This window comes from Meridianimarinicoccus zhengii, assembly GCF_003254465.1.
In the GTDB taxonomy this organism is placed as follows: Bacteria; Pseudomonadota; Alphaproteobacteria; order Rhodobacterales; family Rhodobacteraceae; genus Meridianimarinicoccus; species Meridianimarinicoccus zhengii.
This window is the reverse complement of record NZ_QDFI01000023.1, coordinates 22,557-48,033: the sequence shown is the minus strand read 5'-3', so window position 1 is coordinate 48,033 and position 25,477 is coordinate 22,557. Positions and strand designations below refer to the sequence as shown.

Here is a 25,477-nt window from a genome sequence, read left to right as displayed (position 1 = left end):
ATGACGACCGACGGAGTGGCCGACCCGCACCGGCCCGGCATTGGCGCGCGCATCGGTGCCGCCATGCCATGGCTGCTGGTGCCGTTGATCGCGGCCCTTGGCGGGCTGGCGATGGTCGTGCAGGCGATGCCGGGTCCGGAGGAGACGCTTGCCGCGCTCTTACGAACGCCGGACCTGTGGGCGGACCGTGCCGCCGCCGCGTTGCCCGCCATTGCGCCCTCGTGGATCACGCTGACGCTGGCGGGGCTGGCCATGGGTATGATGATCTTCCTGATGGCATCCGGGCTGACACTGGTGTTCGGGCTGATGGACGTGATCAATTTCGGGCATGGCGCGTTCGTGTCGCTCGGCGCCTTCGTCGCCGTCAGCGTGCTGGCCCGGTTTGGGGGCTGGACGGCATCGACCGATCTGGCGCTTAACCTCGCGGCCATCGGTCTTGCGGCACTGGTTGCGATGGCGGTGGCCGGCACGGCGGGGGCGCTCTTCGAGCGGGTGATCGTTCGCCCGGCGGGCGGATCGCACCTGAAGCAAATCCTCGTGACCGTCGGCGGGCTTATCATCGCGGAGCAATTGATCCACGTCATCTGGGGGCCGGCAGAGATCTATATCGACCGGCCCGCCGCGTTGAAGGGCGCCATCGTGTTTCACGGCGCGGCGCTTGAAACCTACCGATTGCTGGCAGTGGCGGCGGGGCTGACCGTCTTCGCGTTGCTGGCCCTCGTGCTGCGCTATACGCGAATCGGGCTGATCGTGCGCGCGGGCGTGCAGGACGGCGAGATGGTGCAGGCACTGGGATACCGCCTGCGCGGTGTCTGCGTTGCCGTGTTCATCGCCGGGTCGGCGCTTGCCGGTCTCGGAGGCGTGCTTTGGGCCCTGTACCAGGAGGTCGTGACGGCGCAGATGGGCGCGGACCTTATGGTGCTCGTGTTCATCACCGTCATCATCGGCGGGCTGGGGTCGGTCACGGGCTGCTTTCTCGCGGCGCTGATGATCGGGCTTACGCAGAACTACACCGCCTTCGTGGAACCCAAGTTGGCGCTCGTGTCCACCATCGCGGTGCTGGTGCTGGTGCTACTGTGGCGGCCCGCGGGGATGCTGGCGCGGCAGTCGGGCCGGATGTCATGACGCGGGCGGGGCCGGTCCTGTTGCGGCTGATCCTGCTTGCCGTGCTCGTGGCGCTGGCTTTCGCGCCGGTGCTGTTCGAAGGCAGCCGCGCGCTCGACACCGCGGCACGGCTTTGCGTGATGATCGTGCTCGCGGCCAGTTTCGATCTGCTGCTGGGCTACGCGGGCATCGTCAGCTTCGCGCACACGATGTTCTTCGGTATGGGGGCCTACGGCGTCGCGCTGGCCAGCCTGCACATGGGCCGCGGGCCGGAGGCGCTGCTGGCGGGCACCGCCGCCGGGGCCGCCGCCGCCGCCGTGCTGGCGCTGGTGATCGGACTTTTCTCGTTGCGGGTGCGGGCGATCTTCTTTGCCATGATCACGCTCGCCGTGGCCTCGGCCGTGGCGGTGCTGGTGTCGCAGCTATCGACTCTGACGGGGGGCGAGGACGGGCTGACCTATCGCATTCCACGTGCCCTGACCGCCGCCGAGACCTATGGCACGATCCCGGCCTTCGCGGTTGGGCCCATCGCGTTCGACGGTCTGCGCATCAGCGGTAAGATCGCCAATTACTACCTCGTCTTCGGCTGCGCGCTGGCCCTGTTTCTCGTGATGCTGCGGCTGGTCGCGTCGCCGTTCGGGCGCGTATTGCAGGCGATCCGCGAAAACGACCACAGGGCAGAGGCCGTGGGCTATTCCGTGCTGCGCTATCGCATCGGGATCACCGTGATCTCGGCGGTGATCGCGTCGTTCGCCGGGGCGCTTTACGCGATCTGGCTGCGCTATGTGGGCCCGGACGTGACGCTGAGCTTCGATCTGATGATCGACATCCTGCTGATGGTGGTGATCGGCGGCATGGGCACGCTTTACGGCGCGGTGATCGGCGCGGTGCTGCTGGTGCTGGCACAGACCTATCTGCGCGAGTTGATGGGCCCCAACCTCCTGGAGTCCCTGCCGCCCGCCATTGCCGACCTGCCCGTGCTGCCCGAGTTGCTGAACCCGGACCGCTGGCTTCTGTGGCTGGGCGTGCTGTTCGTTCTCAGCGTGTATTTCTTTCCGGCGGGTGTAGTGGGCCGGTTGCGCGGTCGGCGGGCCTAGTCGCCGACACGCGCCTGCATTTCACGCATCAGGCGCGAATTCTTCCGCATCGCGTCCAGCACCTTGTCGAACGTGTCGATCCCGCGCGCCTCGAGCATCGGGACCATGCGCTGGAACACGTCCGCCGTGGCCTTGGTGTCGCCCATGGCGGTGTGGCGCTCGGCCTCGGGGATCACCACGCCGAACCGGTCCGCCAGCGCATCGAGCGTATGCGTCTCGCCCTGCCCGAACAGGATCGCAGACAGCAGAACCGTGTCGAAGACCGGGTGTTCGAACCGCGCGCCGATCCGCCCGGCGTGCTTGTGGAAGAACGCCATGTCGAAGGGTGCGTTATGCGCTACCAGCACAGCATGCTCGCAATAGCGGAAGAACTTCGCGCCCACGGCATCGATGGCCGGTGCGTCGGCGACCATCGCGTCGGTCACGCCATGCACGGCGGTCGATGCGGCGGGGATCGGCCGGCCCGGATTGACGAAAAGGTCCAGTTCCTCGCCCTGCACCCGGCGGCCGTTCATGACCCGTACCGCGGCCAGTTGCACGATCTCGTCCCCGCCGCGCGGGTCGAGCCCGGTGGTTTCGGTGTCGAACACGACATAGGTCAGCTCGCGCAGGCCGCGCCCGATCTTGGTGTCGTCGGGCACCCGGTTGAGCAGGTCGAAGTCGAAGACGGTCGGGCGCTCGGCGATACGGTCGGCGACCAGGTTGACGGGCTGGGTTCGCTCCGCCTCCCGCAGGGGCAGAACGAGCGCCGCGCGCCCGTCCGCGCGCCGTTCTGGCCAGATATCGGTATTGTGGAAATCGAGGATCTCGCGCCCCGTCACGGCCAGCGGGCTGTCAGGCACGGGGTCGTCGAGCAGCGCCCGAAGCGTATCCAACCCGACCGGCTCTCCATCCCATCCGATGACAATGAGCGCGCCGGGATCGTCATCGGTCACATCGATGGTGAACGCCTGCGCCAGCCCTTCGGCCACGATGCGGTCGATGATCTCGGCCAGCAGGTTGACCAGCGCGAAAGCGTCGCAGCGCAGGCGCAGGAAGACAGTCGGCGCCGCGATGGTCGGGCCGTCGGGCCCAAGCTGGCCACGCAGCGCGTCGATCAGGTGCGAGGCGCGCACGTCCTGCATCGGCCACCACGTATCCTCGCGCGCGTCGTGGCGTGCGGCCGTCTCGTGAACGATATCGGTCAGTTCCAGCGCTGCGCGGCGCATGTCGCGCGCCACGGACCGGTCGGCCGCGACTTCGTCGTCGGCCATGTCCAGAAGGGCGCGCAGGTTGGCCGCCGGGCCGCGCAGGGCCTCCAGCGTCTCGGTCAGCAAGCGTTCGCGTTCGGCATGGAGCCGCAGATCCGCCGACACGTCCCGCAGCGTCAGCACGTAGCCCGGCACATCGCCAAGTCCCAGCGCGCCGCGGACAAGCCGCATATGCGCCGCGATGACCCGCCCGCAGCCGGTCGTGGAGACCAGCAATTCGGCATCGTCCAGTTCGTCATTGTCGAGAAGCCGGTGATAGGTGCGCTGCACGGGCCCCTCGCGCAGCAGGTCGAAAATCGACCGGTTGAGCCGCGGCCGCCCCGTGTCGCGCAGCAACGCGACCGCCGGGCCGTTGTAGAAGACCACGCGATGCGCCGGCGAACACAGGATCAGCCCCGCCTGGATGTCGGACAGCAGCGCGCTGAGCTGGGCGGTCTGTTCCTCCAGCCGCCGGGTCTGTTCGGCCACGCTCAATTCCAGTTTGCTGCGCGTCGCCGCCAGGGTCTCGATCGCGGCGCCTGCCGCGGGGGCCAGATCGCCGAGATAACGTGCCGGCGCGGTGTCGATATCGCGGGCGACCCCGCCATGGGTGCGGGCGCGCAGCTCGGATGACAGTCTTTCGACCGCGCGGCCCACGTTTTCGTCGAAAAGCCGCCAGACGGCGAGGATCATCCCCACCACGACGAAGACGGACAGGATGCCGCCCGTCATGACCGCCGATATCGCATCGCCCCCGGCGCGTGACAGGCCGAACCAGAGGCTGCCGCCGATGGTGACGACCGCCCCCGCCGCCATTGCTGCGAAGAAAAGGAAAATGCGCAGGCGCAGGGACAGGCGCGTCAGCATGTCAGGCCGGTACCGCCAGAAGCGGACGGATCGCCCGGTCGAGCATGCCGGGATCGAGTGGCAGCGGCAGCACGGCATCCGCCCCCAGCGCGCGGGCGCGGCGCCGGTCGATGTCGCGGGCACTGTCCTGCACGACGACAAGCCGGGTGCCGGCAAACGCGGGTTCCTGTCCGACAGCCTGACACAGCGCCAGCGCGGCAGGATCACGGCCCATCAGCAGAACCAGCAGCAGGTCCGGCGGCGCGGTTTCAAGTGTTCGCATCGCATCGGCGCCATCGGACAGGCGGCGCGGGGCCAGACCCATCCGCTCAAGCGTGGTTTCGCAAAGACGCGCAAGAGGCGGCGGACCGCAGAGGATCGCCACCGTATGCCTTGCCACGGGCTGCGTGGGGCGGAACGTGCCGGGCATCACCCCACCTCCGCGTCGCAGGCGGTTGTCAGCACCGGATCGGACGGGTCCATCTGTACCCAGGCGGCGGGGTCTACCGCGCCGTTTTCGTCCATCGCCACGTCTTCCATCAGGTCGGCCCGGCGCGCGCCGTCGCAGTCCAGCACGACACGGACTTGCCGCCCGGGCGCCCAGCGGCCCATCAGGTAGAGATCTACCATCCGCTGACCCGGCAGCGCGTCATTGGTGCGGATCGTGCCCGTGTCCACGGCGACGAACCGCGTGGTCTGGGGCACGGCATAGGTCCAGGGTTTCCACGGCGCGCTTTCGCTGTTGTGCCACGCGACCACGACCGGCGCGGGCAACTGCCCGGCGGTGCGCGGGTACCATGAATATTCCGACCAGATCGCGAAGGCGATCATCGCCAGCCCGCCCGAGGCCGGCACGAGCCATCGCGGCAGCCGGCCGCGCAGCATCTTGTTCAGCAACAGCACGATCCCCGCCACGCCAAAGCCGGTGACGAATGTCGCGATGAGTTCCAGAAACATGGCTCCCCCCTTGTTGTCCGGCGGTCGCGGCTGCTCTAGCCCAGCATGCCGCGCCCGTGGCCGATGGCCGATTGCAGTGTCTTTATCACGACGAAGGCATCCCGGAGATGACTTCGCTCAAAGTCCGACAGATCGCCGGGTGTCAGGAAATTGTCCGGCGCAAGGCCGCGGCGCACCCGGTTCGCCTGATGTTCAAGCCGGGTCTGCGCGATCAGGTCATAGGCGTCGGTCAGGTCGCTGGCCCCTGTCTTGCTGAGGACGTTCGCCCTGGCCGCCGCGTCGAGCCGCGCGCGGGTGTTCACCGGCGCCAGCTGCCCTTGCAGCGCATAGACCCGCGCGAGATCCGTGACCGGCACGACGCCGTTATGCTTCAGGTCGATGGCGTTCTTGTGCTCGCCGGACCGGATCGTGGCGAACCCGCGCAAAAGGCCCAGCGGCGGCGTGTGCTTCATGGCGTTCGACACCATGTGCGCGACGAAGATGCTGTTGGCCGCCGCGCGCCTGAGCGTGTCCTGCTGGAGCCCCGTGAACAGGTCCGCCGTGCCGCCGATCACGCGCAAGTCGAACATGACAGATGCCAGCATCTGGGATTCCGGGCTGGGCTTTGCGATCCAGCCGTCGAAATACTGCCGCCAGACGCGCAGGGGCTGTCGCCAGCGCGGGTTGGAGGCCATCATGTCGCCGGGGCAATAGACATAGCCGCAGGTGTTCAGCCCGTCGCAGACGAAATCGGCGAGCCGCTCGAAATAGGCCATGTCGCCGTCGGCCGCGCGGTCGTCGATGATGATGCAGTTGTCTTGGTCGCTGACGCCGGTCTGTTCGCGCCGGCCCTGGCTGCCGCAGGCCAGCCACGCATAGGGAACCGGCGGCGGGCCCAGCTTGTCCTCCGCCAGCTTCAGCAGCCGACGGGTTGCGGCATCGGCGATATCGGTGATCAGCCGCGTGACGACCTCGTGCCGGTTGCCGCTGGCCACGAGCTGGACGAGGAGTTGCGGGATCTGCGCCGTGGTGCGCGACATGCCTTCGGGCGTCCGGGCATGGGCGATGTCGCTGACGAACTGCGCGGACGTGACCGCCTGGAGGCGTGTCAGGTCGGTCTGCGTGACCATGCCGATCAGCTTGCCATGCTCGCTGATCGGCAGGTGGCCGATATGGCGTTCGTGCATTATGTGCAGCACGTCCGAGGCGAGCGCATCGGGCGGCAGGGTGATCGGATCGGGCGTCATGATGGTCGTGACGGGCAGGGCGCCGTCGATCGCCTCGGCCACGACCCGGTGCGACAGATCGGTTGTCGTGACGATGCCGCGCAGTGCGCCGTCTTCCACCACGGCGAGGCTCGATATGTTGCGCGCGCGCATCTGGCGGGCTGCATCCCGGATGGTCGTGTCGGGCGGACAGGAAATGGGCGGGCCGGTGAGCAGGTTGGACACCTGCGTCGTGGCCAGGGACAGCGCGCGGTGCCGCTCGGGACCGCTGCGGTCGAAGAACTTCGCGAAACTGCCATGGGTGTCGCGCAACCGGTCGAATTCGGCCCTTGGCAGGATCAGGATGCGCGAGCGCGCCGCCGCGAAGGCCGACGTGACAGCGGTGCCGCTGCGCAGCAATCCACGTTCGCCGAAGGAATTGCGCGGCCCCAACAGTGACAGTTGCGAACCGGAAGGGTCCCGGACCTCGACCGAACCGGACATCACGAGGCACAGACCTTCGAGCGTGTCACCGACTTGGTATATCGCCTCACCCGGCTCGAAGTTCGCATCGCGCATCCGGTCGATGACGGCGTGAAGCTCGTCAAGGGGAAGTGTGTCGTAGGGATGGACCGAGGTCAGGAAATCACGGATCGGGTCGGGGTCGTGATCCATGCTGTGCTCCGCACGCTTCGGGAAAATGGCGGATGCGCGGCAATCGTGCCGCGCATCCGGATCTTCTGGGAACCGGCAGGCCGGGGGGCGGCCTGCCGGAACCGGGGGTCAGTGATCCGCAGCAGCGGCACCGGCCCCCTTGGGAATGCGGATGCTTTCCACGAGGTCCTGGATGTCCTGCGGCGGTTCTTCGGTCGCGTTGGACACGAAGTAGGCCACGATGAAGTTCAGGACGGCACCCACCGACCCGATGGCGGTGGACTGGATACCCAAAAGCGAGCCCTGAATCGTGTCCGGGAACTGGTTGGTGCCCGGGATGAAGAACCAGCCCTTGTGCATGAAGATGTAGACCAGCGTGAAGATCAGGCCGGTCAGCATGCCCGCAACCGCACCGTAGTTGTTGATGCGCTTGAAGAAGATGCCCATCATCAGCGCCGGGAAGATCGACGATGCCGCAAGGCCGAAGGCCAACGCGACCGTCTGCGCCGCAAAGCCCGGAGGATTCAGGCCCAGATATGTGGCCACGGCGATCGCCACGGCCATGGATCCGCGGGCGACCCGAAGTTCGGCCTTTTCGCTCATGTTCGGGGTGAGCTGGCCCTTGAACAGGTCATGACTGACCGAGGACGAGATCGCCAGCAGAAGACCTGCCGCCGTGGACAACGCCGCGGCAAGACCGCCCGCGGCCACGAGGCCGATTACCCAGCCGGGAAGCTGCGCGATTTCCGGGTTGGCCAGCACGAGGATGTCGTTGTTCACGGTCAGTTCCGACCCTTCCCAGCCGCGGTCGGCGACCGAAGCCTGGAACTCGGCATTTCGGTCGTTGTACCACTGGATGCGGCCGTCGCCGTTCTTGTCCTCGAAGCCGAGCAGACCGGTGACTTCCCAGTTGCGCATCCAGTCGGGGCGCGCTTCGTACTCGATCGGTTCTTCCGCGACGCCGTTGGGATAGACCGTGTCGATCAGATTGAGCCGCGCCATGGCGCCCACGGCCGGCGCCGTCAGGTACAGCAGCGCGATGAACACAAGTGCCCAGCCGGCCGACCAGCGTGCATCCGCAACGCGGGGCACGGTGAAGAACCGGATGATCACGTGGGGCAGGCCCGCCGTGCCGATCATCAGCGACAGGGTGAACAGCACCATGTTGATGACCGCCGACGGCGTGCCGTCCTGAAGCGTGTATTCGTTGAAGCCGAGATCCGTCACCACGTCGTCAAGACGGGCCAGCAGAGGCGCACCGGACGCGGAATGCTCACCGAACAGTCCGAGCCACGGCAGCGGGTTGCCGGTCAGTTGCAGCGAGATGAAGATCGCCGGGATCGTGTAGGCGGTGATGAGCACGCAGTATTGTGCCACCTGCGTGTAGGTCACGCCCTTCATGCCGCCAAGCACGGCGTAGAAGAACACGATGGCCGCGCCGATCAGCAGGCCAGTGGTGTTGTCGACCTCGAGAAAGCGCGAGAACGCCACGCCCACGCCGGTCATCTGCCCGATCACATAGGTGATCGATGCGATGATGAGCGCTGCCACGGCAACCATGCGCGCGGTCGGGCTGTAGAACCGGTCACCGATGAATTCTGGCACGGTGAACTTGCCGAACTTGCGCAGATATGGCGCGAGCAGAAGCGCCAGCAGCACGTAGCCGCCTGTCCAGCCCATCAGGTAGGACGATGTCGCATAGCCGCCAAAGGCGAGAAGACCCGCCATCGAGATGAAGGACGCCGCGGACATCCAGTCCGCAGCCGTGGCCATCCCGTTGGTGATGGGGTGCACGCCGCGCCCGGCGGCGTAGAATTCAGACGTGGACCCTGCGCGGGCCCAGATCGCGATGCCGATGTAGAGCGCGAATGACGCGCCCACGAACAGCAGGTTGAGTGTAAACTGATCCATTGGTCCCTGGGTCCCTTATTCTTCGACGCCGAATTTCTTGTCGAGCCGGTTCACGTACCACGCGTAGAAGAAGATCAGCGCGAGGAAGACGAGGATCGAACCCTGCTGGGCGAACCAGAAGCCCAGATCGGTCCCGCCGACGGGGATGCCCATCAGCAGCGGGCGCAGCAGGATGCCGAACCCGAAGGACACCAGTGCCCAGATCACGAGGCATATCTTGATGATCCGAATATTGGCCGCCCAATATTCGTTGTTCGAAGAATTGTCCGCCATTGCGGTCGCTCCCTTTTTTGATGGTGCAGATCTCCGTTCACGGAACCGCGTGGTTCCGTGCCCTTGCCTTCTGCGGGTGGTCGTATCATCGGCGCCCTCCCTCCGGGCACCGAAGGTTTCAGTGCCGGACGCTTTCCACGATCCGACCCAGCGCGTCGGCGACATCGCCGATATCGGCCATGGCATCGACATGCCGGAGAACGCCGCGGCTGTCGTAGTATCCGATCAGTGGTGCGGTTTGTGCATGATATGCATCAAGCCGCGACCGGACCGTCTCGGCATTGTCGTCGGCACGGCGCTTCATCTCGGTGCCGCCGCACTTGTCACACACGCCCTCGACCTTGGGCCGCTTGAACGTGTCGTGATAGCCCTCGCCGCACTTCGCGCAGGTGTAGCGGCCGGAGACCCGTTCCACCATCGCCTCGTCCTCGACTTCGAGCGACACGGCGGCGTCGATCTTCTGGCCGCTCTCGGCCAGAAGTGCATCCAATGCCTCGGCCTGACCGGTTGTGCGCGGAAACCCGTCGAGGATCACGCCGGCCTGTGTGTCCGGATCGGCCATGCGGTCGCGGAGAATGGCGAGCACGATGTCGTCGGATACGAGCCCCCCGGAGTCCATCACCGCCTTTGCGGCCTGTCCGGCATCGGTGCCTGCGGCCACGGCCGCGCGCAGCAGGTCGCCGGTGGACAGTTGCACAAGGCCGTATTTCTCTTCGAGCATCCGTGCCTGGGTGCCCTTGCCGGCGCCCGGAGGCCCCAGCAGGATCAGCACTGCGGGTGTTGTCGTCACGTGGTTCACTCCGTCCATGGTCTCAGGCCCGGTTCATGCGGTTTTCGATCAGGTCGTCAACCACCGCGGGCTCGGCCAGCGTAGACGTGTCGCCAAGGCTGCCAAAGTCGTTTTCCGCGATCTTGCGCAGGATACGGCGCATGATCTTGCCCGAACGGGTCTTGGGCAGGCCCGGCGCCCACTGGATCAGGTCCGGGCTGGCGATCGGGCCGATCTCGTTGCGGACCCAGTTGCGCAGCTCGGTGCGCAATTCGTCCGACGGCTCCTCGCCGTTCATCAGCGTGACGTAGCAATAGATGCCCTGGCCCTTGACCGCGTGCGGATAGCCCACCACCGCGGCCTCGGCCACCTTGGCATGGGCCACGAGCGCGCTTTCGACTTCCGCGGTGCCCATGCGGTGGCCGGACACGTTGATGACGTCATCGACCCGCCCCGTGATCCAGTAATCGCCATCCGCATCGCGGCGGCAGCCGTCGCCGGTGAAGTAGTAGCCCTTGTAGTCCGAGAAGTAGGTCTTGCCGAACCGCTCATGGTCGCCCCAGACGGTGCGCATCTGCCCCGGCCAGCTGTCCTTGATGCACAGAACGCCCTCGGTCGGATTGTCGTGGATCTCCTCGCCCGATTGCGGGTCGAGAACGACGGGCTCGATGCCGAAGAAGGGCTTCATCGCGGCCCCCGGCTTGGTCGCATGTGCGCCGGGCAGGGGGGTCATCAGGTGGCCACCGGTTTCGGTCTGCCACCACGTGTCAACGATCGGGCAGCGGCCCTTGCCGACATTGTCGTTATACCAGTTCCACGCTTCCGGGTTGATCGGTTCGCCGACGGTGCCGAGGATGCGCAGGGACGACAGGTCGGCCTTCTCGACGAACTCCGTGCCCTTGCCCATCAGCGCCCGGATCGCGGTCGGGGCGGTGTAGAACTGGTTGACCTTGTGCTTCTCGCAGACCTGCCAGAAGCGGCTGGCGTCCGGGTATGTCGGCACGCCTTCGAACATGACCGTCGTGGCACCGTTCGCAAGCGGCCCGTAGACGATGTAGCTGTGCCCCGTGACCCAGCCGACGTCGGCGGTGCACCAGAAGATGTCGCCGTCCTTGTAATCGAATGTGAACTTGTGGGTCATCGCGGCATAGAGCAGATAGCCGCCAGAGCTGTGCACCACACCCTTGGGCTGGCCGGTCGAGCCGGACGTATAGAGGATGAACAGCGGGTCCTCAGCGTTCACCTCAACCGCGCGGGCCGTGTCGTCGGCCTCCGCATGCAGCTCGGCATAGTCGAAATCGCGCCCGTCGATCCAGGTCGTCTGGCCGCCGGTACGTTTGACCACCAGACACTTGACCGTGTCCTTGCAGTGCAGCAGCGCCGCATCGGCATTGGATTTCAGTGGCGTGTTGCGGCCGCCGCGGGGGGCGTAATCGGCGGTGATGACAAGCTTGGCGTCGCAGCCGTTGATCCGGGCCGACAGTGCGTCGGGCGAAAAGCCCGCGAAGACGATGGAATGCACGGCGCCGATCCGCGCGCAGGCCAGCATCGCATAGGCGGCTTCCGGGATCATCGGCAGGTACAGCACCACGCGGTCGCCCTTGCGCACGCCGAGACCTTCGAGAATGTTGGCCATCTTGCAGACTTCGACGTGAAGCTGCTTGTAGGTGATGTGCTTGGCGGGTTCGTCCGGATTGTCGGGTTCGAAGATGATCGCGGTCTGGTCGCCCCGGGTCGCAAGGTGCCGGTCGACGCAGTTCGCGCAGACGTTCAGCGTTCCGTCCTCGAACCAGCGGATGTGCAGGTCGTCGAGCGCAAAGTTGACGTCCTTGACCTTGCCATAGGGTTTGATCCAGTCGAGCATCTTGCCATGCTCGCCCCAGAACGCCTCAGGGTCGGCGAGCGATGCGGCGTACATGTCGTCGTATGTGGCGGCATCGATATGCGCGTTCGCTGCGAAGTCCGCGCTCGGCGGATAGGTGCGTGCAGCGCCCTCTGTCTGACTCGTCATCTGAGTCCTCCCGTCCTTGTGTCAACTTGCGTTGTTCGGCACCCGGGCAGGCGAAGATGGCTGCGCAGCGGGGGCCAGTGCTCCCGCGGCAACAATACCATCTTTGGAAAATCACGGAATAACCCTAGGGAATGGCGCGGCTTTTCTGTAAACATCTTTTCCCACGCCATGGAAAATCCGTAAACTTCCGTGACTGCCGATGAAATGTGCAAGAATTTCCGTCCCTTGTCCCTGCGCGCCTGGCCCAAGCGCACCGGATCCATACCGCGAAAATGCGCGGCAGGTGCGCTCGGTGCGGTGTGACAAAATCGCCGCCCCCCGTGGGGTCGCTTGGCAGGATGGCAAGAAGAAGCTTGATGCTGGGCGCTAACATGAGTCGCGGGGCCATGTACTTGCCCCAGCACGCGAAAAGCCGCGCCCTTTGACAGGCGCGGCCTTGAACGACCCCCGCGGAAAGATGGGTCAGGCCCGGCGGCGGGCCCGCAGCGCCGCCAATGCGGCCAGCCCGGCAAGCCCAAGCACACCCGCCGCAGGCAGCGGCACAGCGGCCGGCGCGGCGCCCGTTTCGGGCTGATAGACCCCGCCGATGCGTGCGACGCTGTACTGGAGCCCGTTGCCGTTTCCGAAATCGTTGTCCTTGTAGAAATCCAGTGCCGCGTAGATCGGGCCGGTATATCCGTTCAGGACATACGACACCGTCACGGACCGCGCGTCGGTCACGTTGCTGATCGACCAACTGTCGAGCAGCGGCCACCAGTCATTGACGTTCTTGAACGCTTCTTCCTTGAGCCGCAGGTTCAGCCCTCCCCAGCCGCCGCCGGGATTCGTGAAGGTGAATTCCAGCCGCTCCGTGCCCGGCGCGAAGCCGTCGAACAGAAGCCAGTCGACATCCGGCTTGCGGTTCTGCGCGCCTGTGACAAGCGCCACGTCCTGCGCGAATGCCGTGGGGTTCGCGTGGCTGTTGGAATAGTCGCCGCCCGGCGCATCGATTTCGTTCGAAACGATCGTCGCGGCGCCCGCGGCACCGGCCAGCGTCATGGTGGCGACAAATGCGATCGTGATGGCAAGACGTTTCATGGGACAACCCTCCGTGTTGGCAGTCATATGGCAGTCCGGAGGGCTGCCGTGAAGGTTGCCTTAAGGCGATACCGCCATGCAAAGGCTGCATGGCGGTATCCTTTCGTACAGGGTTGGCGCCGCGAAAGGGCAGGTGCGGCACCGTCCGGATCAGTTCAGGTCACGCGCGTTGGCCGCATTCAGCTCCGCTTCAGCATCTGCCACCGCATCGCGGAGCGCCGTGTAGATCTCGGGGCCGCGCGGAACGTTGGTCTGGAACCAGTCATAGACCGGTGCCGCCGCCTCGCGGAACGCGTCCTTTTCTTCGGGCGTGGGCACGTAGATGTCGCCACCGCCTTCCACGAAGGCTTCATAGGCCGGGATCGACTTGCGCTTGGGGCTGGCGAAGGTCGCCTGCTGCAACTGGTAGAACCCGTCCATCACCACGCGGCGCAAATCCTCGGGCATCGACAGGAACCGGTCGTTGTTCATCCACCACAGCGCGCCCATGTACGCGTGCCCGTCGAGCGTTATGTACTGCAGTCCGGCCTCGGGGAATTTCATGCCCATGATGTCGGTGATGCCGTTCTTGGTGCCTTCCACGACGCCCGTCTGAAGCGAGGTGAACAGTTCGGGCCATGGGATCGGTGTGGGCGACGCCCCCAGCGCGCGGGTCAGTTCCTGCGGCAGGTCGGCGACCACGGTCCGGATCTTCAACCCCTCGAGGTCAGCGGGGGTCTGCACCCGGCGCTCGGTGTTGGCGAAGTTGCGCCAGCCGCCGGTATTGCCGATGGTCATCAGCCGGATCAGCCCACCGGAATCCTCCAGCGCCATGTCGCGCATGGTTCGCACGAAATCGCCCTGCAGGACGGTTTCCGCGATCCGGTCGCCAGTCATCAGGTACGGCAGGTCGAGCACCTGGACATAGGGAAAGATCCCCGCTGCCCCGCCGGAGGTGGAGATGAAGATGTCGATGGACCCGTCGGCCACGCCCTGAAGGCATTCGGCGCCGTTTCCGCACAGCTGCGTGCCGATATAGAGTTCCACCTCGATGGCGCCGTTCGATGCCGCCTCGACATAGTTCTTGAAGACGACGAGTCCGTCGTAATCCTCGTCATCGGTGTTCGAATTCGCGGTGGCGCGCAGGGTGTATTCCTGCGCCAGCGCCGTCAGCGGGGCAGCGGCCAGTGCCGCGGCCAGAAGCGGTGTGGTGAGTTGTCTGAGCATGTTTGGTCCTCCCGGTTGCTCTTCAGTTCAGGAAACCCGCAAGGCGGGGCACGGTCAGGGAAATCGCGGGCACGAAGGTGATCAGGAAGATCACGGCGATTTCCACGGCGAGAAAGGGCAGGATGGCGCGGGCGATGGATTCCACCCGTTCGCCCGATACGCTGGACGCCACGAACAGCACCAGCCCCATCGGCGGTGTCGCCAGCCCCACGGTCAGGTTCACCGACATGATGATGGCGAAATGCACGCCGTCCACCCCGAGATCGGTGAAGATCGGCCCGAGGATCGGCCCGAGGATGATGATCGCCGGCCCCGCGTCGAGGAACATGCCGACCACGAACAGCAGCAGGTTGATGAGGAACAGCAGGATCAGCGGGTTCTCGGACAGCCCGAGGATGATCGCCGCCAGCGTTTCAGGCGCATGTGCCAGCGACACGACGGTCTTGAACGCCATCGCGGCCCCCACGAGCAGCAGCACCACTGCCGAGGTCATGCCTGCATTGGCCAGCACCTCGGGAATGTCGCCGGGCTTCAGGGTGCGCAGAACGAACAGCCCGATCACGAGCGCATAGGCCACCGCGACCGCCGCCGCCTCGGTCGGGGTGAACACGCCCGCGAGGATGCCGCCGAGGATGATGACCGGCGTCATCAGCGGAAAGAACGCCTTCAGGCTGGCCTGTCCGGCCTCGCCCCACGTTGTGCGCTGCGATGCGATGGGAAAGTCGTAGCGGTCGGCCATGACCTTGATCATCAACATCAGGCCGAGACCGACGAGAATGCCCGGCACGATCCCGGCAAGGAACAGGGCCGCAACGGATTCCCCCATGACATAGGCATAGATGATCATGATGCCCGAGGGCGGGATGATCGGGCCGATGACGGAACTGGCGGCGGTGATCGCGGCAGCGAAGCGGCGGGTGTAGCCCTGCTTCTCCATCGCCGGGATCAGCATGGACCCGAGCGCCGAGGTATCGGCGACGGCCGAACCGGACAGCCCCGCGAACAGCATCGACGACATCACGTTCACATGGGCAAGCCCGCCGCGCAGATGCCCGATCATGGCCTGACTGAACTCCACCAGCCGCATGGTGATGCCGCCGCGGTTCATCAATTCGCCCGCCAGCATGAAGAACGGGATCGCCATGAGCGGGAAACTGTCCATCCCGTTATACACATTGCGGTAAAGCAGGGACAGATCGCGTTCCTGTCCGTTGAGCCAGAGCATGATGCCGGGTGCGGCGAGCATGGCGAAGAAGACCGGCAATCCGATCATCAGCAGCACGAGAAAGGCGGGAAGAAACCAGATCAGCATGTCATTCGGCTCCCACGACACCGCCCGGAATGGGCTTGAGATCCTGCGCGCCGCCCAGCATGGACACAAGCGCGCGGAGGATGAGTTCGAGATTCACGAGCGTCAGAAGCACGAACCCCAGGAATAGCGAGGCATACATCGTCGCAAGCGGCAGTTTGGCCCAGCCCCATGTCACGCCAAGCGCGAAATCCGCAGCTGTGCAGAGCGTCAGCGACATGCCGGACCCGGGCACGGGCAGCGCGAACTGCACGGAGAACGGTAGCCACAGAGATCCAGACCGGAACAGGCAGCCCGACATGGTGTGTGCGTGGCCGAGCTGGATACCCTTGATCAGCACGAGCATGGCCACGAGCAGCAGCACAAAGGCCAGTGCCGCGCCGATCCGGGCGGGAAGGGCGCGCACCAGCATGTCGATCGCCACGAACCCGCCCCTGCGATAGGCGACCGGTGCGATCAGGCCGGTCATCCATAGCATGAAGAAGCGCGCGGCCTCGTCCGGCCATGGCAACGCGTTGTTTAGAACGTACCGGAACACCACCTGCAACACGATCACCGTGACCATGAGCGCCATGGCGATCACCGTCGCCCAATGTCCCAGCCGCCCAAGCGTTGTGTTCAACGCTTGCAACGGCGCAATCAGCCCCAGCAAGATCGCCATGGCGCAGTCCCCTCCCTTTGTATCGGCCTGATGTCGGCCGCCTCGTCCCCGCGTTTGCCGCGGGTGTCGCACCTTCCGCGCCGGGTCAGACCAGCGGCGCGACCTGCCCGAAAGCCCCGCCGGCGAACAGAAGCGGCTCACCTGGCGCCCGCGTCACCCGCAGCACCTGATTCACCAGAATACGGTGGTCCCCCCCGGGATGATCCGCCACCAGTTCACATTCCAGCCGCGCCGGGCACCCCGCCAGAAGCGGCACGCCCATGTCCGACAGCGACCAGTCCTGCCCGTTGAAATCCCGACCGTTCTTGGCGAAATGCCGTGCCAGGAGCGCCTGTTCGCGACCAAGCACGTGGATCGCGCTGTGGGTGGCGTTACGGAAAAGCGGGCAACGGTCCGACCCGAGATCGATGGACCACAGCACCAGCGCAGGCGACAGCGACACGGATGCGAAACTGTTCACTGTGATCGCGACAGGGCCGTCTGGGGCCGCTGCCGTGACGATGGTGACGCCGGTCGCGAAGGTGCCGAGCGCGTCGCGATACGGGCGCTCCATGCCCGGGCCCGGCAGGAATTGGGTCATGTCGACATCCTTTGTCCCGTCCATCAGGGAACTTCCTCCCCGTTGGCCTCGGTATAGAGCGCGAACCAGTCCTCCCGGTCCAGTTGCACCTTGCACGCATCCCCCAGCGTCGCAATCCGCGACAGGCTGTTGGTGCCCATGACCGGCGCGATCCATGCCGGGTGATGCATCAGCCACGCCACCGCGACCGCGGCGGCGTCGACGTCGAAACGCTCGCCGATATCGTCCAGTATCTTCGCCAGCCGCTTGTTTTTTTTCTTGAAAAGCGCGCCGCCGCCCAGCGGGGACCACGCCATCGGTACCACGCCGCGTTCCTGAAGGAACGCGATGTCGCCGTTCGTGAAGGGGTCGGTGTGCAGCAGGCTGATCTCGATCTGGTTGGTCACCAGCGGCGTGCGCATGGCCGATTGCAGCAGCGTCCAGTCATGGGGCTTGAAGTTGGACACGCCCACATGACGCACCTTGCCCGACGCCACCAGCGCATCCAGCGCCCCGCCGGTTTCCGCATGGTTCATCAGCGGATCGGGGCGGTGGATCAGCAGCAGGTCGATCCGTTCGATGGCCATATCTGCCAGCGACTGATCCACCGATGCCGTGATATGCGCGGCGGACGTGTCGTAGTGTTTCACCCGCGCGTCTTCGTGGCGGCCCGCAGGTGCGACAATCCCGCATTTCGTGACGATCTCCATCCGCTCCCGCAGATGGGGGGCCGCGCGGAGGGCGCCGCCGAAGATCGCCTCGGCCGTGTAGCCGCCGTAGATGTCGGCCTGGTCGAAGGTCGTTATGCCCTGGTCTAGACACGCCTCGATCTTGGCCTGCACGTGGGCGGGGCCGGTGTCGTCGTCATCGCCCAGCCGCCACATTCCGTAGACGATGCGCGAGAGCGAGAAATCAGGGGCAAGAATGGCACGTTGCATCAGTGACGGTCTCCGGTGCCCAGCGGCGTGGGCGGTGTGGTTGCGGGCACGCGCCCATAGGCTTCGGGCAGCGAACAGGTCTTCATCTGGGGCAGGACGCGCGACCCGAAGGCGCGGCATTCGTCCTGGTGGGGGTATCCGGACAGGATGAAGGCGCGGATGCCCATCTTGCGATAGGCCTCCAGTTCGGACATGACCTGATCGGTGGACCCGACAAGGGCGGCACCGCAGCCCGACCGGGCACGCCCGATCCCGGTCCACAAGTGGGGTTCGATATAGCCGAACTGATCCGCCAACTCCCGTGCACGGGACTGGTGCGACACGCCGAGCGAGATGGAATCGTGCGCCCGGTCGCGGATAAGCTTGCCGTATTCGTCGTCAAGCTGGCTCACGAGATGCTCGGCATATTCGCGTGCCTCGGTCTCTGTGTCGCGCACAATGACATGCACGCGCAGGCCGAAATCGAGCGTGCGGTCATAGTTTTCCGCGGCTTGCGCAGCGGCCTTCATGCGTTCGGCGATCTGTTCCTTGGGTTCGGGCCACATCAGGTACACGTCGCAATGCTGTCCGCACAGGTCGAGCGCCGCGGGCGAGTAGCCGCCGAAATACAGCAGCGGCCCGCCGGTCTGGTAGGGGCGTACCGGGTCCGTCGGCATGTCGGTGAAGTCGTAGACCTCGCCGTGATAATCGATCCGGTCCCGTATCCAGCCCTGCTTGAGAATCTCCACGACCTCGCGCGAGCGTTGGTAGCGAAAGGCGCTGTCGGCCGTCTCGCCGGGGAAGTCGCTGGAGATGATGTTCACCGTCAGCCGTCCCTCCAGCATGTGGTCGAGCGTGGCGATGGTGCGGCCCAGCATCAGTGGGTGCAGTTCGCCGCAGCGCACGGCGGCGAGGAAATTGATCCGCTCTGTCAGCGGCGCGCAGCCGGCCACGAAGGTCAGCACGTCCTGTCCGACCTGGAACGACGACGGGCACAGGATGTTGCGGAACCCCTGCGATTCGGCCTCGCGCACGATGGCCGAGCAATGCGCGAAGCTAGACCGCAGGTCGCCATCGGGCACGCCCAGAAACCGATAGTCGTCGGAGCAAAGCGCCGAGAACCACGACACCTCGACCGCGTCGAGATCGGGCGAGGTGATGGGCACGATGGTCATGGTTGGGTCTCCTTGTTTTTTGCTTGCCTATCACCTCTCGAATGGTGCATCAATCATAAATCAATTCGCGCCGGAGACAATTATGGCCGCCCCGCCCACCGCCGTTGCAGACCGCACCGCGCTGCCGAAATACCTGCAGCTGCGCGAGGTGCTGCTGCGTGAGATCGCGGCGGGGCGGCTGCGCGTCGGTGACCGCCTGCCGCCCGAACGGACGCTGGCACAGGACCTTGGCGTGGCCGTGGGCACCTTGCGCAAGACGCTGGCGCAATTGCAGCAGGACGGCGTGATCGCGCGGCTGCAAGGGTCGGGGAACTACATCAAGGACGCCGGGAAAGACATCGGTGTCTATTCGTTCTTCCGGCTCGAACGCATGGATGGCGGGGGGCTTCCGCGCGCGCGTGTGCTGTCGGTGGACCGGCTGGACAAGCCTGCCGACCTCCCGCCCTTCGGCCTGGATCGGCAGGGTCATCGCATCCGGCGCTTGCGTCTGCTCGACGACGTCGTCGTCGCGGTGGAGGAAATCTGGCTGGACGGGGCGCGCGCAGCGCGGCTGTCGCCGGACGACCTGTCGGAATCGCTGTACCTTTTCTACCGCGAGCGGCTCGGTCTGTGGATCGCGGCGGTGGAAGATCGAATCGGCCTCGATGCCGTCCCGGTATGGGGCGATGCCATGGGCTGTGCCGCGGGTGCGCCCTGCGGCTACGTGGAACGGCGCAGCACGACGCCCGAGGGCGACTGCCCCGAAATCTCGTTCACATGGTTCAACCCGGCGCGCGCGCGGTATGTGGCGCGGCGCTGACCACAGGAAAGACAGTCGGAACATGACGATACAGAACTACGGCATCATCGGCGCGGGCATGATGGGGCAGGAACACATCCGCAATATCGCGCTGTTGGACGGTGCGCGCGTCGCGGCGATCTTCGAACCCGACGCGGGCATGCGCGCGCAGGCGGCGGCGCTGGTGCCCGATGCGGTCGTGTACCCGGATATCGACGCACTTCTGGCCGACGAGACGCTGGACGCGCTGCTGATCGCGTCGCCGAACGATTGCCACATGGACCAGCTGGAGCGGATCGCGGCGGGTCGGCACCTGCCGATCCTCGTGGAAAAGCCCCTGTTTACAAGCCCGTCCGACGTGGCGCGGCTGGAGGCTTTCCGCGCGACCTACACGGTGCCCGTGTGGGTGGCGATGGAATACCGCTACATGCCGCCGGTCGCGGCGCTGGTGCAGGAGGCCGCGACGGTGACCGGGGGGGTGCGGATGCTGACGTTGCGGGAGCATCGGTTTCCGTTTCTCGACAAGGTCGGGGGCTGGAACCGGCGGGAAGCGCGGAGCGGCGGGACGATGGTCGAGAAGTGCTGCCATTTCTTCGACCTGATGCGATTCATCCTGCAAGATGAACCGGTTGCGGTGATGGCGAGCGGGGGGCAGGCGGTCAATCACATCGGTGAGGCGGATGTGTGGGACCATGGCTATGTGATCGTGGAATTCGCGCGCGGGGCGCGGGCGATGCTCGATCTGTGCATGTTCGCGGAAGGCGCGGAATACCAGGAAGAGATCACCGCCGTGGGCGGGCTTGGCAAGATCCAGGCGCTGGTGCCGGGGCCGGGGCGGTTCTGGCCCGAAGCGCTTGGACCGGCGCCGACGCCCAAGCTGATCCTGAGCCCGCGCCACCCCAAAGGCCCGGAAACACGGGATATTCCGGTACCCGAGACGCTTCTGGAGGCGGGCGATCACAACGGGTCGACCTATTTCCAGCACCAGCGATTTCTCGACGTGGTGCGCGGCGTGGCCGAACCGGAGGTCGGGCTGGAAGACGGGATGCGTGCGGTCCTGATGGGTCTGGCGGCGCAGCAATCGGCGGCCGAGGGGCGCGTGGTGCGGTTGGATCTGCCGACGCTTGCGGCGGCGCAACCGGAGAAAGCGGCGGTCGGCGCGGTGTAGGATTCGCGTATGACTCTTGTATGACTCTCGTATGACTCCGAATCCGCCGCGCCCGCGCGGTCAGGCGCAGGGCAGGCGGTCGGGACGGGCGGCGGCGGTGTCGATCAGGCCCGCCACGAACGCCTCGGACCGCTGCCCGACCGCCAGCGTACCGCCGACCACGAGCGTCGGCGTGCCTGCCGCGCGGAACCCGTGGAACAGGCCAAGGCTTTGCGCCAGCCGCGCGGTGACCGCCGCGCCGGTCATGTCCGCGGCCAGCCGGTCGGCGTCGAGCCCGATACCGTCGGCGAGGCTGCGGATGTAGTCGGGCGTCGGTTGCAGCCGCGCCCGGTGCAGCCGCGCGCGCATGGCGTTGCCCGCGCCTTGCAGATGCGCCGCGGCCACGGCCCGCGCCGCGGCGCGGGAGGCGGGGCCGAGCAGCGGCAGGTCGTGCCATGTCAGCGATGCCCGGTCGCCCCCGATATCCGGCAGCCAGCGTTCCATCGCGCGGCAGAACGGGCAGTTGATGTCGGTGAAGAAGGCCATGGGCACGGTGCCGGGGGCGATCCCGTCGCGGAACAGCGCGGCACAGAGCGCAGGTCCGGCTTCGGGCATCGGCGCGGGCGCGATGGCGTCCGGGGCGGGGACGTCCAGCCCGGCGAAAGGGTCCGCCGCGCCGCTGACCGGGCTGTCGTCAAGCCGTACGAAGCCGGGCAGGCCGGGGATCGCCGTGCCGGGCGGGGGCGGTGCGAAAACCGACCAGAGTCGCGGGGCGGCGATGGCGGCGGCCCCTGCGGCGGCGAAGACCAGAAGCCCGCGGCGGTTGCCGCGCCGGGACGCGTTCGGGCCAGACCCGGTGCCGGGATCGTCCCCCGGCACGGTCAGCGGGCGACCGCGCCGCGCGACAGGGCCGCGACGCCGGTGCGCGCGACCTCGAACAGCCCCAGGGGGCGCATCAGTTCCGCGAAGGCGTCGACCTTTTCCGGGGTGCCGGTGATTTCGAACACGAAGCTGTCGAGCGACGTATCGACCACCTTGGCGCGGAAGATGTCGGCCAGCCGCAGGGCTTCGACCCGCTTGTCGCCGGTGCCGCGCACCTTGATGAGCGCCAGTTCCCGTTCCACGGACGCGCCTTCGACGGTGAGGTCGTGGACCTCGTGCACGGGAACCATCCGTTCGAGCTGCGTCTTGATCTGAAGGATCACCTGCGGCGTGCCGGTGGTCACGATGGTGATGCGCGAACGATGGCCGGTATGGTCCACCTCGGCCACGGTCAGGCTGTCGATATTGTAGCCGCGCCCCGAGAACAGCCCGATCACGCGGGCGAGCACGCCGGATTCGTTGTCCACGATCACGGCGAGCGTGTGGCGTTCGGTATCCTGCGACAGGTGGCTGCGCAGGTCATAGGCGGAGTGCTGCGACGAGCCTTTTTCGATCTGAAGCGGCGACATGGGCGGGTCCTTTGTTTCAGCCATGGGCGCGGCGGGGCGCGAACAGGGGCGGTTTCGGGGCCTTGCGGGGCCGATTGTTACAATGACGATCACGCCGGGCGGGCGATATCGGGGGCCGTGATCGCGCGCGGTCACGTCCGCGTAGCGCAGATTGGCCGGCGGGGCCATGGCGGCGATACTGCAGGCAGACGGACACACACCCACGAGGAGGACTGCCATGACTGCCCATGCCGACATCACCGATGCACATGCCACCGGCACGGTGGGGATCGCCGCCAGCACCCTCTATGCCGGGGCGGTGGCGACCATCGCCTTCGATTTCTTCGGCCAGTCGGTCAGCCCGGGGCTGGGTTTCGCCAATCTCGCCCCGGTGCCGCTGGCCAACCAGGTGATCCAGACCATTTTCGGGTCCACCTGGTCGCCGGGGGCGCATTTCCTGCATTATTTCGCCGGGATGGTCGCCTATCCGCTGGGCTGGCTGCTGGTGGCCGAACCGCTGGCCCGCCGGTTCGTGCCGCAATTGCCGTGGTCCGCCGCTGCCGTGGCCTATGGCATCGGGCTGTGGGTCTTCGCGCTTTACATCATGGCGCATCTGATCGCGGGCAATCCGGCGTTTCTCGGGTTCACCGGGATTACATGGGTGGCGCTTGTCGGTCATGTGCTGTTCGCTGTGGTCGCGGCGGCCGTGTACCAGGTGCGCGGCACGCGGCTGGGGTGAGGGCAGCTTCGTGACGCTTTCACGACCCGGAAACGCAAACTAGAGCTTCCTTCAGTTCGCCGGTGTACAGCGGAAGTCACGTTCAGTGGTTTCCGCGTATGCCAGTTCCATCATATTATTGCAGGCTGTTCGGTTATCAGCGTAGCCGAACACCAGCATCATTTTTTCCCAGCCGATGGCCGAATTCATCTCGAACCATTGTGCAGGTATGCCCGCAATACCCCTTGGAAGATCGGCGGCGGCGGCTTCAAGAAGCGCCAAGGCATCTTCGCGTTCGCTGGCTATCGTCGGCATAGCGCTTCCAGCGAAGACGAAGAGCGCAACGACAGCCGCAATTCTGGTGCGCACAAGCATTGTCAGACCAGCACCCCGCCGCCGGCGCCGATGGCGTCCTTGGTGGAGGCGTCGCCCAGCAGCATTTCGTTATGGGCCTTGCCCGACGGGATCATGGGGAAGCAGTTTTCATGCTTTTCCACGCAGCAATCGAAGATCACCGGCCCGTCATAGTCGAGCATCTCCATGATCGCGTCATCGAGATCCGCCGGGTCCTTGCAGATGATGCCCTTGGCCCCGAACGCCTCGGCCAGTTTCACGAAATCGGGCAGGGATTCCGACCACGAATGGCTGTAGCGTTCGCCGTGCAGCAATTCCTGCCACTGGCGCACCATGCCGAGCCGTTCGTTGTTCAGGATGAACTGTTTCACGGGCAGGCGGAACTGAACGGCGGTGCCCATTTCCTGCATGTTCATCAGCCACGATGCTTCGCCCGCGACGTTGATCACCAGCGCGTCGGGGTGGGCGACCTGCACGCCGATCGACGCCGGGGTGCCGTAGCCCATGGTGCCCAAGCCGCCGGAGGTCATCCAGCGGTTCGGTGCCTCGAACCCCAGGTACTGCGCGGCCCACATCTGGTGCTGGCCGACCTCGGTGCAGATGTAGCGGTCGCGGTCCTTGGTCAGCGCCTCGAGGCGTTCGAGCGCGTATTGCGGTTTGATGACCGTGTCGGAGTTCTTGTAGGACAGGCAGCGGACCTTGCGCCATTCGTCGATCTGCGCCCACCATTTCGGCAGCGCGCCCGCGTTGGTCTTGCGCCCGCGGGCCTTCCAGACCTTGAGCACGTCTTCGAGAACATGGCCCACATCGCCGATGATCGGCACGTCGGCGTGGATCACCTTGTTGATGGACGAGGGGTCGATGTCGATATGCGCCTTGCGCGAGTGGGGCGAGAAATCCTGCACGCGGCCAGTGATGCGGTCGTCGAAGCGCGCGCCGATGTTGATCATCAGGTCGCAGCCATGCATGGCGAGGTTCGCTTCGACAAGCCCGTGCATCCCGAGCATCCCGAGCCAGTTGTCGCCCGACGCGGGATAGGCGCCCAGCCCCATCAGCGTGGAGGTGATGGGAAAACCGGTGGCGGCGACGAGTTCACGCAGAAGCTGGCTCGCGGCGGGGCCGGAGTTGATGACGCCGCCGCCGGTGTAGAAGATCGGCCGCTCAGCGGTTTCCATCATCTCCACGAGCCGGGTGATCTGGTCGATGTCGCCCTTGACGCGCGGCTGGTAGTGCTTGGTGCTGGCGCGGGCTTTCGGCGTGTAGGTGTCGGTGGCGAACTGCACGTCCTTGGGGATGTCCACGAGCACGGGGCCGGGGCGGCCATGGGTCGCCACGTGGAACGCCTGATGAATGATGTTCGACAGGTCCGCGGTGTCCTTGACCAGCCAGTTGTGCTTGGTGCAAGGGCGGGTGATGCCGACGGTGTCGGCTTCCTGGAAGGCGTCGTTGCCGATCATGAAGGTCGGCACCTGTCCCGACAGCACGATGATCGGGATGGAGTCCATCAGCGCGTCCGTCAGGCCGGTGACCGCGTTGGTGGCGCCGGGACCGGAGGTCACGAGAGCGACGCCCGGCTTGCCGGTGGCGCGGGCGTAGCCTTCGGCGGCGTGCACGGCCCCCTGTTCGTGGCGGACGAGGATGTGGCGGATGTCGGTCTGCTGGAAGATCTCGTCATAGATCGGGAGCACGGCGCCGCCGGGATAGCCGAAGATTACCTCGACCCCCTGATCCTTCAGGGCCTGAACCACCATCTGGGCGCCGCTCATCTGGGTCATCTGCTTGCTCCGTTCGCGTTCTGTGCGGTCTGGGGGAGGGCCATAAAAAAACCCCCGGTGTTACTCGGGGGCGCATGGGTCTGATATGGGTGCCGTTACCGGCCCATGCGCCATCTGTCTCGAAGTACGACAAGGGGTGTCATCGTCTCGCTCTCCCACCACGTTCCGCCTGATAGGCCGCGAGAACCGGGGCGTCAACCGCCAAAAACGATGCGGATATGTCGTGGGGCGGGTTTTGCGCGAAAGAAAAGAACCCGGAGCAGGGTGCGGCTGCGTGTCGGCAAGGTTTCAGCCGGAATGCGGGCAAGGTCCGTCCTGGTGTCCGCGAACTGCACT

The 25,477-nt window shown here is 65.9% G+C and carries 24 protein-coding genes; 5 read left to right on the top strand and 19 right to left on the bottom strand.

Features of this window, described 5'->3' with window-relative positions:
- Positions 1-1,125 (top strand): branched-chain amino acid ABC transporter permease, encoded by a 1,125-nt coding sequence (locus tag DDE13_RS09590; protein ID WP_394340295.1) that lies wholly within the window; start codon positions 1-3, stop codon positions 1,123-1,125.
- Positions 1,122-2,201: a branched-chain amino acid ABC transporter permease gene (locus tag DDE13_RS09585; protein ID WP_111403820.1), complete on the top strand. Its 1,080-nt coding sequence runs from the start codon at positions 1,122-1,124 to the stop codon at positions 2,199-2,201. The genes DDE13_RS09590 and DDE13_RS09585 overlap by 4 nt, the downstream gene beginning before the upstream one ends.
- Here the strand turns inward: DDE13_RS09585 and DDE13_RS09580 are convergent.
- The 15 genes from DDE13_RS09580 to DDE13_RS09510 all read right to left on the bottom strand — a co-directional run bounded on the left by DDE13_RS09580 (position 2,198) and on the right by DDE13_RS09510 (position 18,939).
- The gene (locus DDE13_RS09580) at positions 2,198-4,297 is read right to left on the bottom strand and encodes a 3'-5' exonuclease (RefSeq protein WP_111403818.1); all 2,100 of its coding nucleotides are present in this window, start codon (positions 4,295-4,297) and stop codon (positions 2,198-2,200) included. The two genes, DDE13_RS09585 and DDE13_RS09580, sit on opposite strands and share 4 nt — an antisense overlap.
- 1 nt (position 4,298) lies before the next feature.
- Positions 4,299-4,706: a DNA-binding response regulator gene (locus DDE13_RS09575; RefSeq protein ID WP_111403816.1), complete on the bottom strand. Its 408-nt coding sequence runs from the start codon at positions 4,704-4,706 to the stop codon at positions 4,299-4,301.
- The gene (locus DDE13_RS09570) at positions 4,706-5,233 is read right to left on the bottom strand and encodes a hypothetical protein (protein ID WP_111403814.1); all 528 of its coding nucleotides are present in this window, start codon (positions 5,231-5,233) and stop codon (positions 4,706-4,708) included. Before DDE13_RS09570 ends, DDE13_RS09575 begins: the two co-directional genes overlap by 1 nt.
- A 35-nt stretch (positions 5,234-5,268) precedes the next feature.
- A complete protein-coding gene (locus DDE13_RS09565; RefSeq protein WP_111403812.1) occupies positions 5,269-7,092 on the bottom strand; it encodes a DUF294 nucleotidyltransferase-like domain-containing protein in 1,824 nt (607 codons plus the stop codon).
- Between the two features lie 108 nt (positions 7,093-7,200).
- Complete coding sequence (locus DDE13_RS09560) at positions 7,201-8,982, bottom strand: sodium:solute symporter family protein (RefSeq protein ID WP_111403810.1); 1,782 nt, start codon at positions 8,980-8,982, stop codon at positions 7,201-7,203.
- Positions 8,983-8,997: 15 nt separating this feature from the next.
- On the bottom strand, positions 8,998-9,255 hold the full coding sequence (locus DDE13_RS09555) for a DUF4212 domain-containing protein (protein WP_111403808.1): 258 nt from the start codon (positions 9,253-9,255) through the stop codon (positions 8,998-9,000).
- Between the two features lie 118 nt (positions 9,256-9,373).
- On the bottom strand, positions 9,374-10,063 hold the full coding sequence (locus tag DDE13_RS09550) for an adenylate kinase (RefSeq protein ID WP_111403806.1): 690 nt from the start codon (positions 10,061-10,063) through the stop codon (positions 9,374-9,376).
- Between the two features lie 4 nt (positions 10,064-10,067).
- Entirely contained in the window at positions 10,068-12,035 is a 1,968-nt protein-coding gene (acs, locus tag DDE13_RS09545) for an acetate--CoA ligase (RefSeq protein WP_111403804.1), read from the bottom strand.
- 462 nt (positions 12,036-12,497) lie between these two features.
- Complete coding sequence (locus DDE13_RS09540; protein WP_111403802.1) at positions 12,498-13,112, bottom strand: hypothetical protein; 615 nt, start codon at positions 13,110-13,112, stop codon at positions 12,498-12,500.
- A gap of 150 nt (positions 13,113-13,262) precedes the next feature.
- Positions 13,263-14,318 (bottom strand): TRAP transporter substrate-binding protein, encoded by a 1,056-nt coding sequence (locus DDE13_RS09535; RefSeq protein WP_111403800.1) that lies wholly within the window; start codon positions 14,316-14,318, stop codon positions 13,263-13,265.
- Positions 14,319-14,340: 22 nt separating this feature from the next.
- Complete coding sequence (locus DDE13_RS09530) at positions 14,341-15,630, bottom strand: TRAP transporter large permease (protein WP_111403797.1); 1,290 nt, start codon at positions 15,628-15,630, stop codon at positions 14,341-14,343.
- A gap of 1 nt (position 15,631) precedes the next feature.
- Positions 15,632-16,288: a TRAP transporter small permease gene (locus DDE13_RS09525; protein WP_111403795.1), complete on the bottom strand. Its 657-nt coding sequence runs from the start codon at positions 16,286-16,288 to the stop codon at positions 15,632-15,634.
- Between the two features lie 85 nt (positions 16,289-16,373).
- Positions 16,374-16,868: a flavin reductase family protein gene (locus DDE13_RS09520; protein ID WP_111403830.1), complete on the bottom strand. Its 495-nt coding sequence runs from the start codon at positions 16,866-16,868 to the stop codon at positions 16,374-16,376.
- A 23-nt stretch (positions 16,869-16,891) separates the two neighbouring features.
- A complete protein-coding gene (locus tag DDE13_RS09515; protein ID WP_111403793.1) occupies positions 16,892-17,785 on the bottom strand; it encodes an aldo/keto reductase in 894 nt (297 codons plus the stop codon).
- Positions 17,785-18,939 (bottom strand): LLM class flavin-dependent oxidoreductase, encoded by a 1,155-nt coding sequence (locus tag DDE13_RS09510; protein WP_111403791.1) that lies wholly within the window; start codon positions 18,937-18,939, stop codon positions 17,785-17,787. The genes DDE13_RS09515 and DDE13_RS09510 overlap by 1 nt, the downstream gene beginning before the upstream one ends.
- An 82-nt stretch (positions 18,940-19,021) precedes the next feature.
- On the opposite strand from DDE13_RS09510, the gene DDE13_RS09505 reads away from it, so the two are divergent.
- Both DDE13_RS09505 and DDE13_RS09500 read left to right on the top strand, forming a co-directional pair.
- A complete protein-coding gene (locus tag DDE13_RS09505; RefSeq protein ID WP_111403789.1) occupies positions 19,022-19,738 on the top strand; it encodes a GntR family transcriptional regulator in 717 nt (238 codons plus the stop codon).
- A 22-nt stretch (positions 19,739-19,760) separates the two neighbouring features.
- Positions 19,761-20,885: a Gfo/Idh/MocA family protein gene (locus DDE13_RS09500; RefSeq protein WP_111403787.1), complete on the top strand. Its 1,125-nt coding sequence runs from the start codon at positions 19,761-19,763 to the stop codon at positions 20,883-20,885.
- 60 nt (positions 20,886-20,945) lie between these two features.
- Here DDE13_RS09500 and DDE13_RS09495 read toward each other — a convergent pair whose 3' ends face one another.
- Positions 20,946-21,743 (bottom strand): DsbA family protein, encoded by a 798-nt coding sequence (locus DDE13_RS09495; protein WP_111403785.1) that lies wholly within the window; start codon positions 21,741-21,743, stop codon positions 20,946-20,948.
- Between the two features lie 2 nt (positions 21,744-21,745).
- Positions 21,746-22,315 (bottom strand): acetolactate synthase small subunit, encoded by a 570-nt coding sequence (gene ilvN, locus DDE13_RS09490; protein WP_111403783.1) that lies wholly within the window; start codon positions 22,313-22,315, stop codon positions 21,746-21,748.
- A gap of 217 nt (positions 22,316-22,532) precedes the next feature.
- On the opposite strand from ilvN, the gene DDE13_RS09485 reads away from it, so the two are divergent.
- The gene (locus DDE13_RS09485; RefSeq protein WP_111403781.1) at positions 22,533-23,033 is read left to right on the top strand and encodes a hypothetical protein; all 501 of its coding nucleotides are present in this window, start codon (positions 22,533-22,535) and stop codon (positions 23,031-23,033) included.
- Positions 23,034-23,084: 51 nt separating this feature from the next.
- On the opposite strand, the gene DDE13_RS09480 is transcribed toward DDE13_RS09485, so the two are convergent.
- Positions 23,085-23,327, bottom strand: a complete 243-nt coding sequence (locus DDE13_RS09480; RefSeq protein WP_162630927.1) for a hypothetical protein — start codon at positions 23,325-23,327, stop codon at positions 23,085-23,087.
- 62 nt (positions 23,328-23,389) lie between these two features.
- The gene (locus DDE13_RS09475; protein WP_111403777.1) at positions 23,390-25,141 is read right to left on the bottom strand and encodes an acetolactate synthase 3 large subunit; all 1,752 of its coding nucleotides are present in this window, start codon (positions 25,139-25,141) and stop codon (positions 23,390-23,392) included.
- Between the last annotated feature and the right edge of the window lie 336 nt (positions 25,142-25,477).

Coding starts and splice junctions, on each gene's coding strand:
- DDE13_RS09505 (WP_111403789.1), top strand. CDS start 19,022: ATGGCCGCCCCGCCCACCGCCGTTGCAGACCGCACCGCGCTGCCGAAA.
- DDE13_RS09535 (WP_111403800.1), bottom strand. CDS start 14,318: ATGCTCAGACAACTCACCACACCGCTTCTGGCCGCGGCACTGGCCGCT.
- DDE13_RS09520 (WP_111403830.1), bottom strand. CDS start 16,868: ATGACCCAATTCCTGCCGGGCCCGGGCATGGAGCGCCCGTATCGCGAC.
- DDE13_RS09515 (WP_111403793.1), bottom strand. CDS start 17,785: ATGCAACGTGCCATTCTTGCCCCTGATTTCTCGCTCTCGCGCATCGTC.
- DDE13_RS09590 (WP_394340295.1), top strand. CDS start 1: ATGACGACCGACGGAGTGGCCGACCCGCACCGGCCCGGCATTGGCGCG.
- ilvN (WP_111403783.1), bottom strand. CDS start 22,315: ATGTCGCCGCTTCAGATCGAAAAAGGCTCGTCGCAGCACTCCGCCTAT.
- acs (WP_111403804.1), bottom strand. CDS start 12,035: ATGACGAGTCAGACAGAGGGCGCTGCACGCACCTATCCGCCGAGCGCG.
- DDE13_RS09565 (WP_111403812.1), bottom strand. CDS start 7,092: ATGGATCACGACCCCGACCCGATCCGTGATTTCCTGACCTCGGTCCAT.
- DDE13_RS09510 (WP_111403791.1), bottom strand. CDS start 18,939: ATGACCATCGTGCCCATCACCTCGCCCGATCTCGACGCGGTCGAGGTG.
- DDE13_RS09500 (WP_111403787.1), top strand. CDS start 19,761: ATGACGATACAGAACTACGGCATCATCGGCGCGGGCATGATGGGGCAG.
- DDE13_RS09530 (WP_111403797.1), bottom strand. CDS start 15,630: ATGCTGATCTGGTTTCTTCCCGCCTTTCTCGTGCTGCTGATGATCGGA.
- DDE13_RS09525 (WP_111403795.1), bottom strand. CDS start 16,288: ATGGCGATCTTGCTGGGGCTGATTGCGCCGTTGCAAGCGTTGAACACA.
- DDE13_RS09580 (WP_111403818.1), bottom strand. CDS start 4,297: ATGCTGACGCGCCTGTCCCTGCGCCTGCGCATTTTCCTTTTCTTCGCA.
- DDE13_RS09480 (WP_162630927.1), bottom strand. CDS start 23,327: ATGCCGACGATAGCCAGCGAACGCGAAGATGCCTTGGCGCTTCTTGAA.
- DDE13_RS09475 (WP_111403777.1), bottom strand. CDS start 25,141: ATGACCCAGATGAGCGGCGCCCAGATGGTGGTTCAGGCCCTGAAGGAT.
- DDE13_RS09540 (WP_111403802.1), bottom strand. CDS start 13,112: ATGAAACGTCTTGCCATCACGATCGCATTTGTCGCCACCATGACGCTG.
- DDE13_RS09550 (WP_111403806.1), bottom strand. CDS start 10,063: ATGGACGGAGTGAACCACGTGACGACAACACCCGCAGTGCTGATCCTG.
- DDE13_RS09570 (WP_111403814.1), bottom strand. CDS start 5,233: ATGTTTCTGGAACTCATCGCGACATTCGTCACCGGCTTTGGCGTGGCG.
- DDE13_RS09560 (WP_111403810.1), bottom strand. CDS start 8,982: ATGGATCAGTTTACACTCAACCTGCTGTTCGTGGGCGCGTCATTCGCG.
- DDE13_RS09585 (WP_111403820.1), top strand. CDS start 1,122: ATGACGCGGGCGGGGCCGGTCCTGTTGCGGCTGATCCTGCTTGCCGTG.
- DDE13_RS09555 (WP_111403808.1), bottom strand. CDS start 9,255: ATGGCGGACAATTCTTCGAACAACGAATATTGGGCGGCCAATATTCGG.
- DDE13_RS09575 (WP_111403816.1), bottom strand. CDS start 4,706: ATGCCCGGCACGTTCCGCCCCACGCAGCCCGTGGCAAGGCATACGGTG.
- DDE13_RS09485 (WP_111403781.1), top strand. CDS start 22,533: ATGACTGCCCATGCCGACATCACCGATGCACATGCCACCGGCACGGTG.